General features: G+C 60.0%; 12 protein-coding genes. All 12 read left to right on the forward strand.

Features of this window, described 5'->3' with window-relative positions; translation table 11 throughout:
- The first annotated feature begins 82 nt into the window (after nucleotides 1-82).
- The 12 genes from K7G82_RS02085 to rlxS all read left to right on the forward strand — a co-directional run bounded on the left by K7G82_RS02085 (nucleotide 83) and on the right by rlxS (nucleotide 16,728).
- On the forward strand, nucleotides 83-634 hold the full coding sequence (locus K7G82_RS02085; protein WP_222988152.1) for an RNA polymerase sigma factor: 552 nt from the start codon (nucleotides 83-85) through the stop codon (nucleotides 632-634).
- A gap of 51 nt (nucleotides 635-685) precedes the next feature.
- Nucleotides 686-1,642: a FecR family protein gene (locus K7G82_RS02090; RefSeq protein WP_222988153.1), complete on the forward strand. Its 957-nt coding sequence runs from the start codon at nucleotides 686-688 to the stop codon at nucleotides 1,640-1,642.
- Between the two features lie 100 nt (nucleotides 1,643-1,742).
- The gene (locus K7G82_RS02095; protein ID WP_222988154.1) at nucleotides 1,743-5,186 is read left to right on the forward strand and encodes a TonB-dependent receptor; all 3,444 of its coding nucleotides are present in this window, start codon (nucleotides 1,743-1,745) and stop codon (nucleotides 5,184-5,186) included.
- Nucleotides 5,187-5,270: 84 nt separating this feature from the next.
- A complete protein-coding gene (locus tag K7G82_RS02100) occupies nucleotides 5,271-7,943 on the forward strand; it encodes a M16 family metallopeptidase (protein ID WP_222988155.1) in 2,673 nt (890 codons plus the stop codon).
- 655 nt (nucleotides 7,944-8,598) lie between these two features.
- Nucleotides 8,599-9,003 (forward strand): hypothetical protein, encoded by a 405-nt coding sequence (locus tag K7G82_RS02105; protein WP_222988156.1) that lies wholly within the window; start codon nucleotides 8,599-8,601, stop codon nucleotides 9,001-9,003.
- A gap of 313 nt (nucleotides 9,004-9,316) precedes the next feature.
- The gene (locus K7G82_RS02110) at nucleotides 9,317-10,294 is read left to right on the forward strand and encodes an ArdC family protein (RefSeq protein WP_222988157.1); all 978 of its coding nucleotides are present in this window, start codon (nucleotides 9,317-9,319) and stop codon (nucleotides 10,292-10,294) included.
- On the forward strand, nucleotides 10,291-10,707 hold the full coding sequence (locus K7G82_RS02115) for a DUF2958 domain-containing protein (protein WP_222988158.1): 417 nt from the start codon (nucleotides 10,291-10,293) through the stop codon (nucleotides 10,705-10,707). Before K7G82_RS02110 ends, K7G82_RS02115 begins: the two co-directional genes overlap by 4 nt.
- A gap of 102 nt (nucleotides 10,708-10,809) precedes the next feature.
- Nucleotides 10,810-12,573: a ParB/RepB/Spo0J family partition protein gene (locus K7G82_RS02120; protein WP_222988159.1), complete on the forward strand. Its 1,764-nt coding sequence runs from the start codon at nucleotides 10,810-10,812 to the stop codon at nucleotides 12,571-12,573.
- Nucleotides 12,574-12,750: 177 nt separating this feature from the next.
- Entirely contained in the window at nucleotides 12,751-13,224 is a 474-nt protein-coding gene (locus K7G82_RS02125) for a Ros/MucR family transcriptional regulator (protein WP_222988160.1), read from the forward strand.
- A 421-nt stretch (nucleotides 13,225-13,645) separates the two neighbouring features.
- Nucleotides 13,646-13,966, forward strand: a complete 321-nt coding sequence (locus tag K7G82_RS02130) for a DUF736 domain-containing protein (RefSeq protein ID WP_222988161.1) — start codon at nucleotides 13,646-13,648, stop codon at nucleotides 13,964-13,966.
- A gap of 243 nt (nucleotides 13,967-14,209) precedes the next feature.
- The gene (locus tag K7G82_RS02135) at nucleotides 14,210-14,350 is read left to right on the forward strand and encodes a hypothetical protein (RefSeq protein WP_222988162.1); all 141 of its coding nucleotides are present in this window, start codon (nucleotides 14,210-14,212) and stop codon (nucleotides 14,348-14,350) included.
- Nucleotides 14,351-14,775: 425 nt separating this feature from the next.
- Nucleotides 14,776-16,728 (forward strand): relaxase/mobilization nuclease RlxS, encoded by a 1,953-nt coding sequence (rlxS, locus tag K7G82_RS02140; protein ID WP_222988163.1) that lies wholly within the window; start codon nucleotides 14,776-14,778, stop codon nucleotides 16,726-16,728.
- The last annotated feature ends 192 nt before the right edge of the window (nucleotides 16,729-16,920 follow it).

Consider the following 16,920-nt stretch of genomic DNA (forward strand, 5'->3'; position numbering starts at 1 on the left):
CGAGGCTTCAAGTGGCGCCGAAAGTATCATTTGTAATCAGTTGGTTGAAGCGAGCCGCCCATCGCGGCGTTGACGAGACTCTTTGTTTCGCCATCATGACAGCATGGGGAGTAGAGCAGAATCCGATGACGACTCGCTCGAAGGCGTGTACCGCAGCAAGCGTAAGCTTGTGCGCGCGCTTGCCCGTAAAGGAGGCGAGGAAGACGCCGAGGATGTCGTCCAGGACGCCTTCCTGAAATCGATGGAAGCTGAACAAGCGCAGCCTCTGAAATCGGCGGCGGCGTTCGTCATGGCGGTCACCCGCAACACCGTTATAGACAGACTTCGCCGCCGGGCATTTCGCTCCACGATCATCTCGGACTCTTCCGATCTCGACGCCGTGGCGGTCGACGCTGCCCCCGATCCCGAGCGCTCGGTCATTGCGTCGGACCGTTTGGCGCGCACCATGGCAATCATAGAACGTCTTCCGACGCGTCAGCGTGAAGTGCTTCATCTGCACCGCTTTGAAAGCCTGACCTATGCGCAGATTGCCAAGCGGCTTGGCATCAGCGCGCGGACGGCCGAGGGGCATCTCGCCGCCGCCCTCAATCGAATATCTGCCGAATTGGATCAAAATGATGCCGACGGCGACTAGGGGGAGAGCGGTGTTCAAGCGTCAATCGGGTTCAAGGAGTTTCTACGCATCATGAAGTTCAGCGACGACATAAGGGAAGAAGCTGCGAATTGGTTCGCTGCCCTTCGTCGCGGCCCCATGACCGTTGAGGAACGCTCGGAATATGATGTGTGGCGCCAAAGCCCGGTCAATCAGGCGGCTTTGAACTCGATGCATGAGCTGTGGGGCGAGCTTGCCGGGCTCAATCCCGATGCCGTCAAGCCGCAGCATAGTCCCGTGGTCTCGCGCCGTTGGTTGCCGGTTGCCGCGAGCGTCGCCCTGATGGTTGGCGCGGGCGCTCTCTTTGTGAGCTGGCCGGGAGCGGAACAGGGTTCCAGCCAGATCGCGACGGCCATCGGTGAGCAGCGCACGGCGACTATGCCTGATGGCAGCGTCATTACGGCCAATGTCGCGACGAAGCTCGCCTTTGCGGAAAAGCATAATGAGCGGACCGTCGACCTAGGCGAAGGCGAGGCTGTTTTCTTCGTCCGTAAGGACAAGTCACGGCCGTTCCTTGTGCGGACAGAGGATTATGAGGTGCGCGCCGTCGGTACGGCGTTCAACGTCCGAAATCGTGACGGTCAACTCGATGTGGCGGTCATTGAAGGCGTCGTCGCGATCAAAGCTTTATCGGGTCCGCGTAGGGGGCAGGAGATAGCCCGGATTACTGCCGGCAAGCGGGTCTCGCTTGGCGACGCGACAGCGCTTCCACCGACGACAGCGGTTGTAGCCGCTGCCATTCCGTCCGAGGGCATCGCCGAATGGCGCACGCGCACGCTCGATTATGAAGATGCGCCGATCTCGCGCGTCGTTGAGGACCTCAACCTGTTCTTCCCGCGGCAAGTGAAGCTGGCTGATCCAAAGCTCGGCGATCAGCGCGTAACGATCAGGCTACAGGTGGAAGATCGCGAGCGCGCGCTGGGGACTCTGGCGGACATTTTGGGCCTCAAGATCACCAAAGGCCGCGATCAGGAAACCCTCTCTGAATGAGCCGATACAAATTTCTTACAAAAATGTTTCGGGCGACCGCGTAGGGCGCGCTAACCAATCGTCACTCCTACCAGACCACATAAAATTGGGGGGTAAGAGTATGGGCAAAGTGAACTTTAAGGGTACGCGTTTCCGTCTCGCGGCTGCAATCAGCATCGCAGCCGTTGCCGTGGCAACCACAACGCCGGCTGCATATGCGCAAAACGCAACGCAGCGCTTCGATATTCCGGCGCAGCCGCTCAACAAGGCTCTTCTCCAGTTGGGGCGCCAAGCGCGAATCTCGATCGCTGCACCAAGCTCATTGACAAAGGGGCGTACAAGCAAGGCCGTGTCGGGGGACATGACCGCTCGTGAAGCTCTTGAACGTCTGCTTGCAGGGTCAGGGCTTGAATTCACATTTGTCTCCGCGAACGCCGCGCGGGTAACCCAGGCGGGAAACGCACCCGCTCCGGCCCGCGCATCCGCTGACGCGTCGGTCGGTACTTCCGTTTCGGCGCCGATTGGGACGGTAGTCGATGCGCGGACAGGGGCGGCGCTCAAAGGCGCGCTAGTCGAACTTGTTGAAACGGGCGAGAAGGCTTCAACTGGCGATCTCGGCGATTTTCGCTTCCCGGGGAGAAACGGCAGTTACAACATCCGGATTTCCTACCTTGGTTATCCGCCGTACGAGCAGTTTGTCGACTTGAGGAGCGGACGGGCGACCGTCGGAATTTTGCTGTCCGACGGTAGCGCGGCGGGCGAGATCGTCGTCACCGCTTACAAGGCAGGTCGCGCGCAGGCGCTCAATCAAGAGCGCACCGCCGAAAACACCTCGACCATCATCTCTGACGATCTGACCGGAAAGTTCGACGGCATTTCCATTTCGGATGCACTTCGTCGTGCGCCGGGGATCGCCTTCGTACCTACAGACTTCAATGGAACCGGTACCGGGGACAATGTCATCGTCCGCGGCCTAGGTCCCGACCTCAATACCGTTACGCTGAATGGACAGAGATTGCCGGCGAGCACCAACGGTAATCGAGCGCCTGCTCTCAATAATATACTGGCTGACTCTGTATCGAAAATTACGATCAACAAGACCTTGCTGCCCAGCCAAGATGGATCCGGTACGGGTGGCCTCGTGGAAATCGAGACCAAGGGGCCGCTTGATCGGCCCGACCGCTATTTCAGTGCCACCGTTGAAAAGGGCTTCGCCGCGAGAGACTTTCTCGATGATACGGGGATTTCAGGAACTGCGTCGTGGCGCTTTGGCGCCTCGAAGAACTTTGGCCTGAGCCTCAGCGCGCAGTATCGCAAGCGCAATATCGAACAGATCAGCCTGATCGCCAATAACCTCTATGGCGCCTATCTGCCCGAAGGCGTGGCGGGAACTTTCGCCCTTGATCCCCGGACGAGGTTTCCCTTCGAAGCCGGTGTCGACGAACGCTACCAGGCAAGCTTCGGTGCATTGAACAGTGCGAACGCATTCGAAAATTTGAACATTGGTGCTGGCATGCAGTGGAAAATTGGAACCCACACCAACCTTCGCCTAGATTATCAATATAATGAAGCAAAGCAGGATGTTAGTAGCTCGCTTCTGAGTTTCGACGATTTCAACGGATACACTAGCATTCCCTTGGATTCGTTGAACGGACAGACCCGTTCTGCGCTGGTCTGGGAGAATTTTTTTCCGATTTTGGGCACGCTTCCAGCAAGCCTGTTCCAACGATACAATTTTAATGAATCGAAGGACGTATCACACGTCGTTACATTCAACGGAGATACCAGCCTAGGTCTGTGGGATTTCGGCTATCAGGCGTCTTATGCGAAGGGTAAGCGGCGCTTTTTTCAAGGAGGCTTCACGCTGTCTCCCGGAGGGTTGGTCGCGTTTGACCGGATTCACCTTTCAGACGAATTGCTGGGCAATACCGTTAATGGCCGAGTTATTTCGGCCTTTTTGCCCACTAGTGGATCGCGCGTTCAACTACCCTCATTTAGCTCGGCGGGCTTTGACCGTTTGAACGATCCTGCCCTTTTCAACTTCACCGGCGGTCAAAAATCGACCAGCGACGACACCAACAAAAGATTTACTCTCCGCCTTGATACCACGAGAAACTTCGAAACCGGTTTTCTCAAATATATCAAGGCCGGAGCTTTCTATGAGCAGTCGCGAACCGAAGCAAACCCGCCCTATGACAGCTTCAGCTATTTTGCGTTTCCGGGGATTCCTCCCGCAAATTTGGGACTGTCGTTTGAAGATGTGGCGCTATCGCGCATCGGTGCCGCCGGGACGCTCCGGATGCTGAACGCAAAGCAGGCGAGAAGTTTCGCGCGTGATCTCTTTTCCGGGAATGTTCCGGGTGTGTCCGCGGCCGAAAGTCTGTCGAGCCCATTCGACTTCGATGATTTTACGGAAGAGCGGGATATGGCCGCCTATGTTCAAGCGGCCCTACAATTCGGCAAGCTTGAGATCGTGGGCGGGGTCAGATTCGAAAGGGTGAAGACCAACTCCTTCACATTGTTCGCGCCGCAGATAATCTCGGCAGATGGCTTCCTTGACGAAGATTTCGCCGCGAACAACTCCGATCTGGTAAATTTCCGGGGACGTCACGATACGTTTTTGCCGCGCGTGATGATCAATTATCGACCAAAGGAAAATCTGGTCATACGCCTCGGATATTATAACGCGATTGCCCGGCCTTCGCTCTCCAGCATCAGCCAGAATTGGCAGGTATTTCTCGATCTTCAGCCTTTTTACGGTCCACAGTTCGACCAGCCGATGCTTTCGCTCATCTCCGGCAATCCCGATCTCAAATCGGCGACGACGCACAGTTTCGACCTCTCGGTCGAATTATATTCGGACGATATTGGGGTCATCAAGGCTGGCGCTTTCTACAAGCCCACTAAAAACTCGATCATGAATATCCGTTCGCTGCTGGTCGAGGGAATTCCGGACGACGCTCCAATTCCTGATGATCCTCGCTTCGATACCCCGAATCTCTATCTGATATCCGAGCGACCGGTAAATTCTCCCGACCTGACGACGCTGTGGGGGCTGGAATTCTCGATCGAGCGTCAATTCAAGTTCTTGCCTGGCTTGCTCTCGGGCCTCGGCGTGTACGCCAATTATACCTACACCAACGGCTCGATGAACGACAGCTATGTCTATGGCGGCGTACCGGAGGGCTTCGTCACCGCCAAAGTGCCCTATCTTCAGCAGCCGCCTCACTCAGGCACGTTTGCTTTGACCTATTCGAAGGGGCCAGTGAACGGCTCGCTGGCATACACCTATCAGGCTGGCATGTATTCCGGATATCCGGCGTTCGGATTTACGCAGCAAGGTCGCGCGAAGTTCGATACGCTGGATCTTCGGCTGAGCTACGACGGCAAGCTCTTCGGCAGCGAATATCGCATCTTTTTCGAAGGTTCGAACCTGCTGAAAGGGCCGACGGATGTGACACAGTCGTCGGGTGACAAGGCACTGTCCACCGGCGACATATACCCCACGAGCGACCAGTATCTTGGTGGTCGCACATTGCGGATCGGCCTGACCGCCACCTTCTAGGATCATCATTCGCGTCGCCTCGGCAGCTGTGAGCTGCCGTGGCGAGCGTTGGTGCCAACGACGAATCTACCGGAAAGTGACCGCATGGCTTTGATACGAAGCGGGCTATTTTTGATTTCGCTTGCCATAGTGCCGATCCCGCACCTTCAGGCACAGCCGGTTTCGAACAGCGCAATGGTCGAAGGCTCTGAGTTTCGGTTCGGGACGCTTCCGAATGGAATGCGATATATCATCGAGAGGACGGCAAATCCCGAAACCGTGGTCATGCTCGCGGTGAACGCGGGCGACCTCGATCAAGAAGCTGATCAAGGGGCTGCCGCGCATGTCATCGAGCATATCGGCTTACAGTTCGGGGCGGCGCACGATGCGAGCCTCCTCAATCTCTTGGTTGCAAAGGGGCAGATCAAGATTAGAAACGGCTCAACGGGTATGCGAGGGACCGATTATTGGCTGCAGCTTCCGCGCGAAGCCGCAGCGACGCCCGAAGATGTCATTCGGGTGGTTTCGGACTGGCTGACAGGCGCCCCGATCGACGAGGCGAGTGTTCAGCGAGAGCGCGTCAATGTGGGTTCCGAGCACTCTAGGGTAGACTCCGCCCTGACAGGTCAGAATGAGGTCATTCGGCAGGCTTTTGGCAGCCGGATTGCCGAAGCGCGCTTAATGGAGCTTCGTGGGGTTCAGCAGATGTCGGCGGCGAGCGTGCGGCGGTTTTACGAGAAATGGTATAGGCCGGATCTCGCGACCATCATCGTCAGCGGAGAGATCGATATCTCGGAATGGATTCCGGCAGTGGAATCGCTTGGGTCTTTGCCCAATCCGTCAGGCCCCAGTCCGCGAGGCCGAGAAGGCAGGCGTTCGGAACGCTCGCCAGGTTTGGCAATGGGGATGGCGCCGCGCTACTTGGCTGTCGAGCGGGACGATGAGTCGCCGGCTGTGCGAGTAGCTATTTTGCCCCGGTCTCTCCAGGGATCGCTCGTGGATGAACCGCGATTGAATATACGTAAGGCTCTTCTACATAGGCTTGCTCTCCAGGCAGCGGGCAGCATGGGATTTGCTTTGGAGGAACCTCATCTTCCGGACATCTACCAGAAGTCGATCAGTATGTCGTTCGAACTGAATGGCGATACCGAGAGAGGGAACGGGTTTGCAGGGGCCCGGACCGCAATGGGAAATGCCATCCGAAATCTTCGCACGGTCCAAAAGTTCGGCGTAAGCGAAGTCATATTGGCGCAAGCCCGACGCTCGGTTCTCAAGCAGGTGAATGAAGAGTTTAAAAACCCGGTCGCGCGTGTCCGAGAATATAAGGATATGGCGCAAATCGGCGCGATTTCGCGACTGCCATCGGGCAAGGAAGCAAAGTCCGTTATCGACACCATTAGCCTGAGCGAAGTGAACAATTATTTGCGGAAAGCCATAAGGTTCGATCGCGATTTCGATATCGCTGTGACTGGACCGCGCGGAGCGCTAACCCCCGAACTCAAATCTGCCCTGATGTCAGCCCGGTCCAGCGGGATGAAAGCCGATATCAGGCGTCCCGAGGCTCAGCCGCGTCTCGATTCTATTGCCGAGCCAGCGGGAAGCGAGGATCAAGCGCGTGTCGGTCCAGCAACCGTCGACCAGCAAGGCATCGGAGTACTCGATCTGCCGAGCGGCCAGCGTGTCATCCTAAAGCATGTCGACAGCGGGGCCCTGGTCGCCTCCGCGGGCAGCATCACGTCCAATGAGGACTTGCTAAGCACTGCGAATCCACCCCTCTACTCGATCTCCGATGCTTTCATCGCGCGCCCAGAGCGGCTCGACGAAATGCAGTATCGGGAGTTTCTGAACCGCGAGGGCCTCGCTTCCGAAATATCCCTATCGGCCGACCGTACAATTCTGACGATTTCGGGGAGATCGGATAGTGCGGATAGTCTGTTTCAGGCGGTACGTGTCGTCCTGAAATCCGCGCAATCCGGCACTGGCGTAAACTTCCTACAATCATATGGCGGAACCCCGGCTGGTGCTCGGTTCGACTATCGTTCTGGGTTTCGGGAAGCGATCGCACTGTCAGCAGATAGCTCCGAAATGCTGGGCAAGGGTTTTAAACGCTTTTCGCCTCAGACCATATTGATCACTGGCGACTTCGAGATTGTCGACGCGATCGCCCTGACGACGAAATATCTGAGCGATATTGCTCCGGCTATGCCGAAGACCTCCCCGACGTCGTTGCCGAAATTGTCATATGATGACGGCCTTTCGGCTAAGAAATGGGTCGACGGCCGAAAGATTACACGCCTCTTCACGATTGCGACGGAAGACAAACAGGACATCTACGCGAATTCGCGATTGGTCGCCCAAATTTTGAACGACCGGCTTTTCGACCTGCTTCGAAACAATGGCGTGTACACCGGCGCGAGCGTGAATTGGCGAGTGTGGCCCGCTGCCGCGGGCCGTGGTGAAGCACTCGTTGATGTCCGCATCAGCTATCTTGTCGGCGATGCAAGCCCTCCCGGACTGAGCGACCTTGTTGATCAAGAAATCGACAGCCTTCAAAAGGGAAATTTCAGCTTGGGCGATTTTGATGGTGCGAGGCGAAAAGTCGCCGAGGTAATCGCTACGTCCGCCAAGATACCGTCGCAAGCTAACGAACTGGCCATGCCCATTTTGCTGAATGGCGGCGAACCACGAGCGGCGTTTACTCTAGAGCATTCGCTTTTAGAAAAGGCGAATTTTGAAAGAGTGAAAAAAATGGCAGAAAGCCTATTCAATCGGGATTAGAAGCGGCGCTGTCGCGATTCTAACAGATGGGTTTCACGCCCCTCAAGAATATCCGACTCAGACTTCCGATTTTTGAGAGCTTTCTGCCACGTCTACGATCACTTTCCCCGCATGCGGGCGGAGATCGAGCATGAGCCCAACCGAGCCGCTCGTCGGCCAAATTCTGATGGTGCTCACCAATCATTCTCGCGAGCTTTCGGGTCGTGACACAACCGGCTGCGGATACTCTCGCTTTCTGCCTCGAACTGGGCGTACCGTGGATCAGCGTGTTCCGATATCCAACCACTCGGCCTGATCGCTCTGTGCGTGGTAATAGGCCCGCAGGCTTGACCGTTTACTGGCATTGGCTGCGCCTAAACGCCGGAGGCGCGGAACAACTTCTTGGCATATCCGTCGGGGTTCATGCGTCCGGTCCTTGCGTACATATTATCCCGCTCTTCATGCAGCGACGGACGGCTGCGATTGCTCATCAAAACAGCTCCGGCAATAAAACAACCCCGACAAATGCCCGTATAGAATGGGTCCAACTTTTGTGGAAACTGGCGGGCGCGGCGCTTCAATAGCGTGGAACCCAAAACCAACCCCGCCGGATTTTTCGGGCGCGGCCGGGCATGTCCGGTCGGGCGCTGGAGACGGCTGCCCGAAAGAAACGACTATGGCCGCACCGCCCTTTGCCAGCCCGAGCGAGCGCCGCGCCTATGTGCTTGAGCTGCGGGAGCGCGGCATGACGTTCAAGGATATTGCCGCGGAGCTTGGCGTATCGACGCAGCGTGCGCGGGATCTGTATCTTATTGCCCGGCGTCAAAAGGTACAGCCTGGACCACTGACGCTTGATCAGGTGATACGATCGAGTCCGGTTGCCTTGCTGCCACTCTCCGCACGAACCCGGCGGGCGCTCGAAGAAGGAGGTATCAGCACGTTCGAAGACTTGTGGCGGATCGATCGAGCGTCCTTTTCTTCCTTCTATCTGCTGCTTCCAGACGGAGGGCCGAAAGGTCGAGATGAAATCTTCGCGCTGCTCGATGCCTATGCGCGGCTGGAGCCCGACTTCATCATTTGAGGGGACGCTTCCCCTAACGGCCAGCCTGTAGTCTGTCCGTACCCCTTATGCGGGGGCACCCCGCAACACCCCGATGGTGACGCCGCGCCCCGCGCGGCGGCGTACTGGTGGGGCCTTCCGACAGTCGCGTTGCTGGCCGGCGCTCCCCTCTGGGCGCGTCCCGGCGTCCCGCAAGCCGCTTCGCGGCTCCTCCATTGCATTGCGGTCCTGCAGATGCGGGCCGCCTCCTGGCCGCGCCCGGCAGGTCGCATCTCGCCGCCCATCCCCGCTCCGCCGGGAGGCCTGTGGGATTTGGGGCGGGAATGGAGGAAATATGCCTGTCCAATCGAAACGTCGTGCAAGGTCGAGCCGAGGTGAAGCGGGCGCGCCGCGCGCGTCGCTCTATGACGCGGTCACCAACAAGATCATTGCCGAACTCGAAGAAGGTCGCTTGCCTTGGGTGCAGCCGTGGCAGGCTGTGCGCGGCAGCGATGGCGGCGCGTCAGTAGCCCTGCCGCGCAACGCGGTGACCGGGCGTAGCTATTCGGGGGTCAATATCCTGATCCTGTGGGGTGCGGTGATCGAGGCGGGCTGGCCTTCGCAGGGCTGGCTCACCTTCCGGCAGGCGCTGGAGGCGGGCGGCAATGTCCGCAAGGGCGAGCGCGGGACGACCGTCGTCTATGCCGATCGCTTCATTCCGAAGGGCGAGGCCGCACGGGTGGCACAGGATGGCGGCGAGGCACGCGCCGTGCCGTTCCTCAAAAGCTTCACCGTCTTCAATGTCGCGCAGTGCGAGGGACTGCGGTCGGGGATCGGGATCGATCCGGCGCCGCTGTCCGAGCGCGAGATCGTGCCGGTCGCCGAGGCGGTGATCGCGGCATCGGGGGTGGATTTTCGGATCGGCGGCGACAGGGCCTTTTATGTGCCCGCGCATGACTATGTGCAGGTGCCGCCGCAACCGGCCTTCTTTGATCAGATCAACTATTATCGCACCGCGCTGCACGAACTCACCCATGCGACGGGTCACGCCTCGCGGCTCGACCGCAAGCTGCTCAATGCGTTCGGATCGAAGGACTATGCGCGCGAGGAACTGGTTGCCGAAATGGGCAGCGCCTTTCTGTGCGCCGCGCTCGGTATCGCGCCGACCGTGCGTCATGCCGATTATATCGGATCATGGCTGGAGGTGCTTCGCGAAGACAATCGCGCCATCTTCCGCGCCGCGAGCCTCGCCAGCAAGGCGGCGGACTGGTTGCTTGCGCACTATGGCGAAGCCGATGCGGGCCAGCATCTCGGGCGGGAGCTGGCGGCATGATCCTCCTGACCCCCGAGCTTCGCGCTGCTTTGCGCGCGAACGACGAAGCCCGCCGCGCCGCCGTCATGGCGGGATTGAATGAGCCTGATTTCGTGCCGCTCGCCAAATTCTTCTCGCCGGTTGGTTCGGCTACCTGGCTCGCCACCGAATTGGGCGAGGATGGCGACACGCTGTTCGGCCTTGCGGATCTCGGCTTCGGGACGCCCGAACTCGGCTCGTTCAGCCTTTGCGAACTGGGTTCGGTGCGCCTCGCCTTCGGCCTCGGCATCGAGCGCGACCTCCATTTCGAAAGCGGCCTCGCAATCTCGACATGGGCGGCGTGGTCGCGCCGCGCGGGATCGATCCTTGTCGCCGAAACCCTTTTCCGCCGCGACTTTCGGGTGCGTGGCTCCGACCTTCCGAAGCCTGACTAGGCGGCGGCAGACGCTGGCGGCGCGTCTTGCCGTCATCCCTAAGCCGGTCCGCCCAATCTGGAAATCCGACGGACCGGCCCCTTCATGAAGAAAGGTAACCTCATGAAACTCGACTTTATCGACCTTGGCAAGCTGTCGATCAGCAAGGCCAATATGCGCTATGCCAAAAAGGCCCCCGATGTGTCGGACATATTGCCGACGATCCGGGCGCGCGGCGTTCTCGTTCCGCTGATCGTTCGGCCGAACTGTGCAGAAGGTGCGTTCGAAATCGTAGCGGGGGCGCGGCGCTTCGCGGCGGCGTCCATCGTTGCCGCAGAGCGTGGTGAGGCCGAACCGCTGCCTTGCGCCATTCTCGACGAGGGCGACGACGCCGCTGCGCTCGAAGCCTCGCTTATCGAGAATGTCGCGCGCCGCGATGCCGACGAGGTGACGCAGTGGGAAAGCTATACCCGGCTGGTCAAGGAAGGTCGGAGCATCGCCGAGATCGCGGACACTTTCGGAATGCCCGAGGCCATGGTGAAGCGCATTCTCGCCTTGGGGAATCTCTTGCCGCGTATCCGGTCGCTCTATGCCAAGGAAGAGATCAGTCCCGCGACCGTCCGGCAATTGACGTTGGCGACCAAGAGCCAGCAGCGCGCATGGCTCGCGCTGTTCGACGATGCCGATGCCTATTGCCCGCAGGGGAACCAACTCAAGGCGTGGCTGTTCGGTGGCAGCGAGATCAAGGTCGATCATGCGCTGTTCGATGTCGAGGCGAGCGGGCTTTCGATCATCGCCGATCTGTTTGGCGATGATCGCTATCTTGCCGATGCCGAGGCGTTCTGGGAAATGCAGAGCGCGGCCATCGAGGTGCGGCGCGAGGCCTATCTGGACGATGGCTGGGCCGAGGTGGTGATCGTGGGCAAGGGTGAATATTTCTCGCAATGGGAATATCGCAAGGCCCCCAAGCGCAAGGGCGGGCGCATCTATGTCGATGTTCAGGCCAGCGGTGAGGTGGTCTTCCACGAAGGCTATGTGACCACGAGGGAAGCGGCGCGGCTTGATCGGGGCGAGAAGGTTGCGGCCATCGGCAAGGTCGCGCGTCCCGAACTCACGTCGCGGATGCAGACCTATATCGATCTTCATCGCCATGCTGCCGTGCGCGTCGCGCTCACCGATCATCCCGGAGTCGCTCTGCGGCTGATGGCCGCCCATGCGATTAAGGGATCGCCGCTCTGGACTATCCGGATCGAGGAACAGGCCGCCAAGCAGGACGATGTGCGCGAGAGCATCGAGACGTCAGCGGCGGAGACGCGGTTCGATGAGAAGCGCCGCGCGGTGCTGGCGCTGCTCGGGTTCGATGCCGAGGAGCCGACCGTGACGGGCGGCGGCAGTCTGCGGCTTGCCACGCTGTTCGAGCGGTTGCTCGAACTGCCCGACCGCGCGGTGATGGACATCGTCGCTATCGTTATCGGCGAGACGCTGTTCGCGGGCAGTCCGGTGATCGAGAGGGTTGGCCTCCATATCGGGGTCGATATGGCAGCATGGTGGAGCGCCGACGACGCCTTCTTCGAAGGGCTTCGTGACAAGGAAGTCCTGACCGCCATCGTCGCTGACGTGGGCGGAGCCGAGGTCGCCGCCGCCAATGCCAAGGAGAAGGGTGCAACGTTGAAAGCGATTATTCGCGACCATCTGGACGGCACCAATGGCCGGGCGAAGGTCGAAAGTTGGGTGCCGCGCTGGATGGTGTTTCCGCCTTCCGCTTATACCGCGCGCGGCGGACTGGTCGTCGAGGCAGTGACGCCGGTTGAAGCAGAGCCGCCGGTCGAGATCGAAGTGCCGGATGAGGTCGAAGCCGACTTCGAAGACCATCGCGAAGCAGCGTGACGAGGGAGCGGCGGCGAAAGCCGCCGCTCTTATGTCCGCATAGGCTCCGGTTATGCCGTCCCGTAAATTGGCGCGCCGGGCGCCGCTTCGCCATCGCCCGGCGCGAAGTCCTTGTCCAAATAGAAGTAGCGGCGGTAACTAATTGCAGCTAGGCGCGCGCCTCGAAGGAGATTGAACATGTCCGACGATGCTCAAGAAATGCTGATTACGCTGACCGCCGATATTGTTGCCGCGCATGTGTCGAACAATAGTGTCGCCATCGCCGACCTTCCCGATCTCATCGGGCGTGTTCACGTCGCATTGTCGGGCCTTGGGGCGCCCGCTGAAGCACCCGTCGAAGAATTGAAACCCGCCGTTTCGATCCGCTCGTCGATCAAGCCTGACTATATCGTCTGTCTTGAAGATGGCAAAAAGCTGAAGATGCTCCGCCGTCATCTGATGACGCATTACGGCATGACGCCTGACGACTATCGCGCCAAATGGGGTCTGCCCAAGGATTATCCGATGGTTGCTCCCGACTATGCCGAGAAGCGCCGTACGCTCGCCAAGGAAATCGGACTCGGCACGAAAGGCCGGGGCGGTGGCCGCAAGCCTGCCGCGAAGACCGCCGCCGCCAAGCCGGCTGCGCGCGGCCGCGCCAAGAGGGCCTGAGGCAAACGTCGCACCGCGTCGGGGCAGCACCGCGGTCCCGAAATATGTGGCTCTCCGCAATCGTTTCGGCCGTCGCGCGCGTACGGCTGGCTTTTGACGTGGGGATCTCCGCTCTCGGCTGACCCTTTCTGGCGCTTAAACCGAGCGCGGAATCCTTCATCTCCTGCTGTTCGGTCGACCGTTCATCCGGGCTGTGCGTATGACCTGGGACGGCCGCGACGGCCCGAAACCATCGCGGCGAACTGATTTCCCCGACCGGCTTTGCCGGTCTCCTCGCGCGCGGCTGCGCCTCAAATCAGCCCGCCGCTCCGGTCCTTCGCTGACGCTTCGGCCTGCCGGTTCGTGCTGCCGCTCCATGCCGTCCCTTCGGTCCGCTCATCGCCCGGAAACGGTTCAGGCGAACATTGGAAGGAGATGAAAAATGCCCGCACTTGGTTATGTCCAGCGTCAGTCCGATGGCAGCTTCAAAGGTTCGATCCGGACGCTGTCGGTCAACGCCGAAATCGCGATCGTCCCCAATCGCGACAAGGCCGGCGATCGGCCCGACTATCTGGTGCTGTCGGGTGGCGTGGAACTCGGTGGCGGCTGGATTCGCACCGGCGAGGTCAGCCAGCGTGAATATGTCCGGCTCGCCATGTCTGCACCGGAACTCGGCAGTCGCACGCTCTACGCCAATCTCGGGCGCGCGGCGGGGCAATCCGATGACGATGTTTATGCGATCATCTGGAACCCCGGCGAGTGAGCCGAACCGCCCGCGCCGGTCTCCGGCGCGGGCCTTCGTTACGCGGAGGTGGGAGGCTTACCGCGTAAGAACTGCCGATGATCCAGCGGCGGTCGCACCGCGTCAAGGACGGTGGGGCCCCACCATTTTGCTGCGCAAAATCGTTGCCCCCACCGCCGCTGGCGCGGCCGCTTCGCGGTCCCTGACCCGGCACGATCGCCGCCGGAAAGCCCTCTCATCTTTCACGTAGATGAGGAGGCTGGCATGCATATCGAGGCACAAATCGAAGAACTTCGCGCCGAGCTGGCGGCGTGCGTTTGCAAGCGTGAGCGGCGTCAGATCGAGCGCGAACTCGCAGCGGCAATCGTGGAGAAAGACGCCCTGGCAGAGGTGTATCATATGTGAAATCATCGGGCCGTTGCAGCACTTGGAGATGCTGCGACGGCCCATCTTTACGCTTCGCACCATCGTTCGCAGGGCCAAGTTTCTCATATCTGGAGGGGAGTGCAGGCTTCCGTCGCGCCTGCCGCTCCATGGTCGAAGCTGGCCGCTTATCCTGACGAGGATGCGGGTTGGCGCCCGCTAGGTTCGCGAAAATGGGAGGAATTGGATTAGGGCAAGATAGAAGCAATGGCACCATCGCGCGGCGAGGGTGGCCATTTTTGGCGTCTGCACGTCGTTTTTTCGGGTTTTGGGTTGGCACCATCGCGATTGGCTTGGTGCCATATTTTCAAAAATGGCGGATATCTGCCGCTGGGTACGGCACCAATTGGCGTGTCGCCAGCATATCCCCATCTCGCCGCCGATTACGACAGCCGGCGAGGTGGCTCATGGACGATGACGGGTTTGAACCGCGCCTTGGGCGGCTGGGGAAAGGGAAGGGCCGCTATGTCGGTCGGGTTGTGCGCGCCACCAATCTCGCCCGAGGTAGTGGGCAGTCCCCGCTAGGGCGAAAGCATTTCACAGGCGCGCGCAATGGGCGTGGTGCGGGAGCTGGCGGTGTTCTTGCTGGCCGGGACGGGCTGGCCTCTTGGCGGCAGCGACGTGTGACGATCAAGACGCGGCTCGTTCGGCTGTCGGGTAGGGGCATTGCCGGCGCTGCTGCTCATCTCCAATATCTGAAGCGCGATGGCGTCACGCGCGATGGGGAACGGGGCACCCTCTACGGACCTGATAGTGATCGGGTCGAAGGTTCCGCATTCCTGAAACGCGGCGACGGCGATCGTCACCAATTCCGCTTCATCGTGTCGGCCGAGGATGGCGATCAATATCCCAACCTCAAACCCTTCACGCGTACCCTGATGCGCGAGATGGAGCGGGATCTCGGCACGAAGCTTGATTGGGTTGCGGTCGACCATTTCAATACCGCCCATCCTCACACGCATATCGTGCTGCGCGGCCGAGAGGAGAGCGGACGCGATCTCGTTATCGCCAAGGATTATATCGCCCGCGGCATGCGCGAACGAGCATGCGAGATTGTACGGCGCGATCTGGGGCTCAGAAGCGATCATGAGATTGCCGCACAGCTCCGCCGCGAAATGGGGCAGGAGAGACTGACCAGTCTCGATCGGCGCTTCATCCGCGAACAGGCTGCTAATGGACTGGTCGAGGCCCGCGCGCGTGACCCGTTCGATCAGACGCTCCGGGCAGGTCGGCTGCAAACACTGAAGGCTATGGGCCTTGCGACCCCAATTGGCGGCGACCACTGGCGGCTTTCCGACGAAGCCGAAGCGGCGCTCCGAGAAATGGGCAGACGTGGAGACATTATCGCTGCGCTGAACCAGGCGGTCACGCGTGCGGGAATTGAGCGACCGCTCAGCCAGCGCTGCGAGTTTGAACAAGCTCGCTCCGAAACGCTCGTCGGCCGCCTTGTCGAGCGCGGCCTTTCCGACGAGCTTGGCGACCGGCATTTTATGATCGTCGACGGCATCGACGGACGAACCCATTATGTCGACATCGGGAAGGGCGAGAATGTCGAGCTGCTGCCAGTCGGATCGATCCTGGCAGTGAAAGCGCGACTGCCCGAAATACGCACTTCCGATCGCACCATCGTCGACATCGCCGCAGCGCATGGTGGGCGCTATGATGTCGACACCCATCTTCGCCACGACCCGAGCGCTACCGAGAGTTTTGCTGCTACCCATGTGCGGAGGCTGGAGGCGCTTCGTCGTATCGATCCCGGTATCGAGCGCGCTGCGGATGGAAGCTGGCGGATCGCGCCGGACCATCTGGAGCGTGTTCGTCGATGCGAGGCTTTGCGTGCGAAGGATCGTCCCGTAGAGATCGAGCCGCTATCCACGATGCCGCTCGGTGCGCAAATTGGCCATAATGGCGCGACCTGGCTCGACCGAACCCTGATTGAAGATCAAGCCTTCGAGGGAGAGGGGTTTGGCAGCGATGTCGCGGCGGCTCGGCTGCAGCGGCGGGCCTGGCTGGTCGGTCAGGGCCTTGCCACCGAGACCGACGGCGTGACCCGGTTCGCTTCCGGAATGGTGACGACGTTGCAGCGACGAGAGCTGCTCAGGGTGGCGGCACAATTGTCGGGAGAATTGGGGATGGAATTTGCCGAGGCGCGAACCGGTGCGAAGGTCGAGGGCATCTATCGTCGCGGTTTGAATATCGGCGGTCAAAAATTTGCGCTGATCGAGAAGTCGCGCGAGTTCACACTCGTGCCTTGGCGCCCGGTTCTCGAACGTGGGCTGGGGCAGCCTGTCACAGGCATCGTTCGCGAAAGCGGGATTAGCTGGTCGATCGGGCGGCAGCGCGGAATGGAGATCAGTTGATTATCTCAGCCCGCGCTGTCCTTCCGCACTATTCCGACGTGACCATCTCAACCGGCATTCCCGTTCCTTTGCATCGCGGCTTTGTCTTCCCGGTATCGTCCATCACGCTCCAGATTGCCCGTTCCGTATCGATCACGGCGAGCGCCGCCGTGCCCCGACCACGCCCGTACATCAACGATAAGGACCGTAATT

The organism is Sphingomonas colocasiae (genome assembly GCF_019880585.1).
Classification (GTDB): domain Bacteria; phylum Pseudomonadota; class Alphaproteobacteria; order Sphingomonadales; family Sphingomonadaceae; genus Sphingobium_A; species Sphingobium_A colocasiae.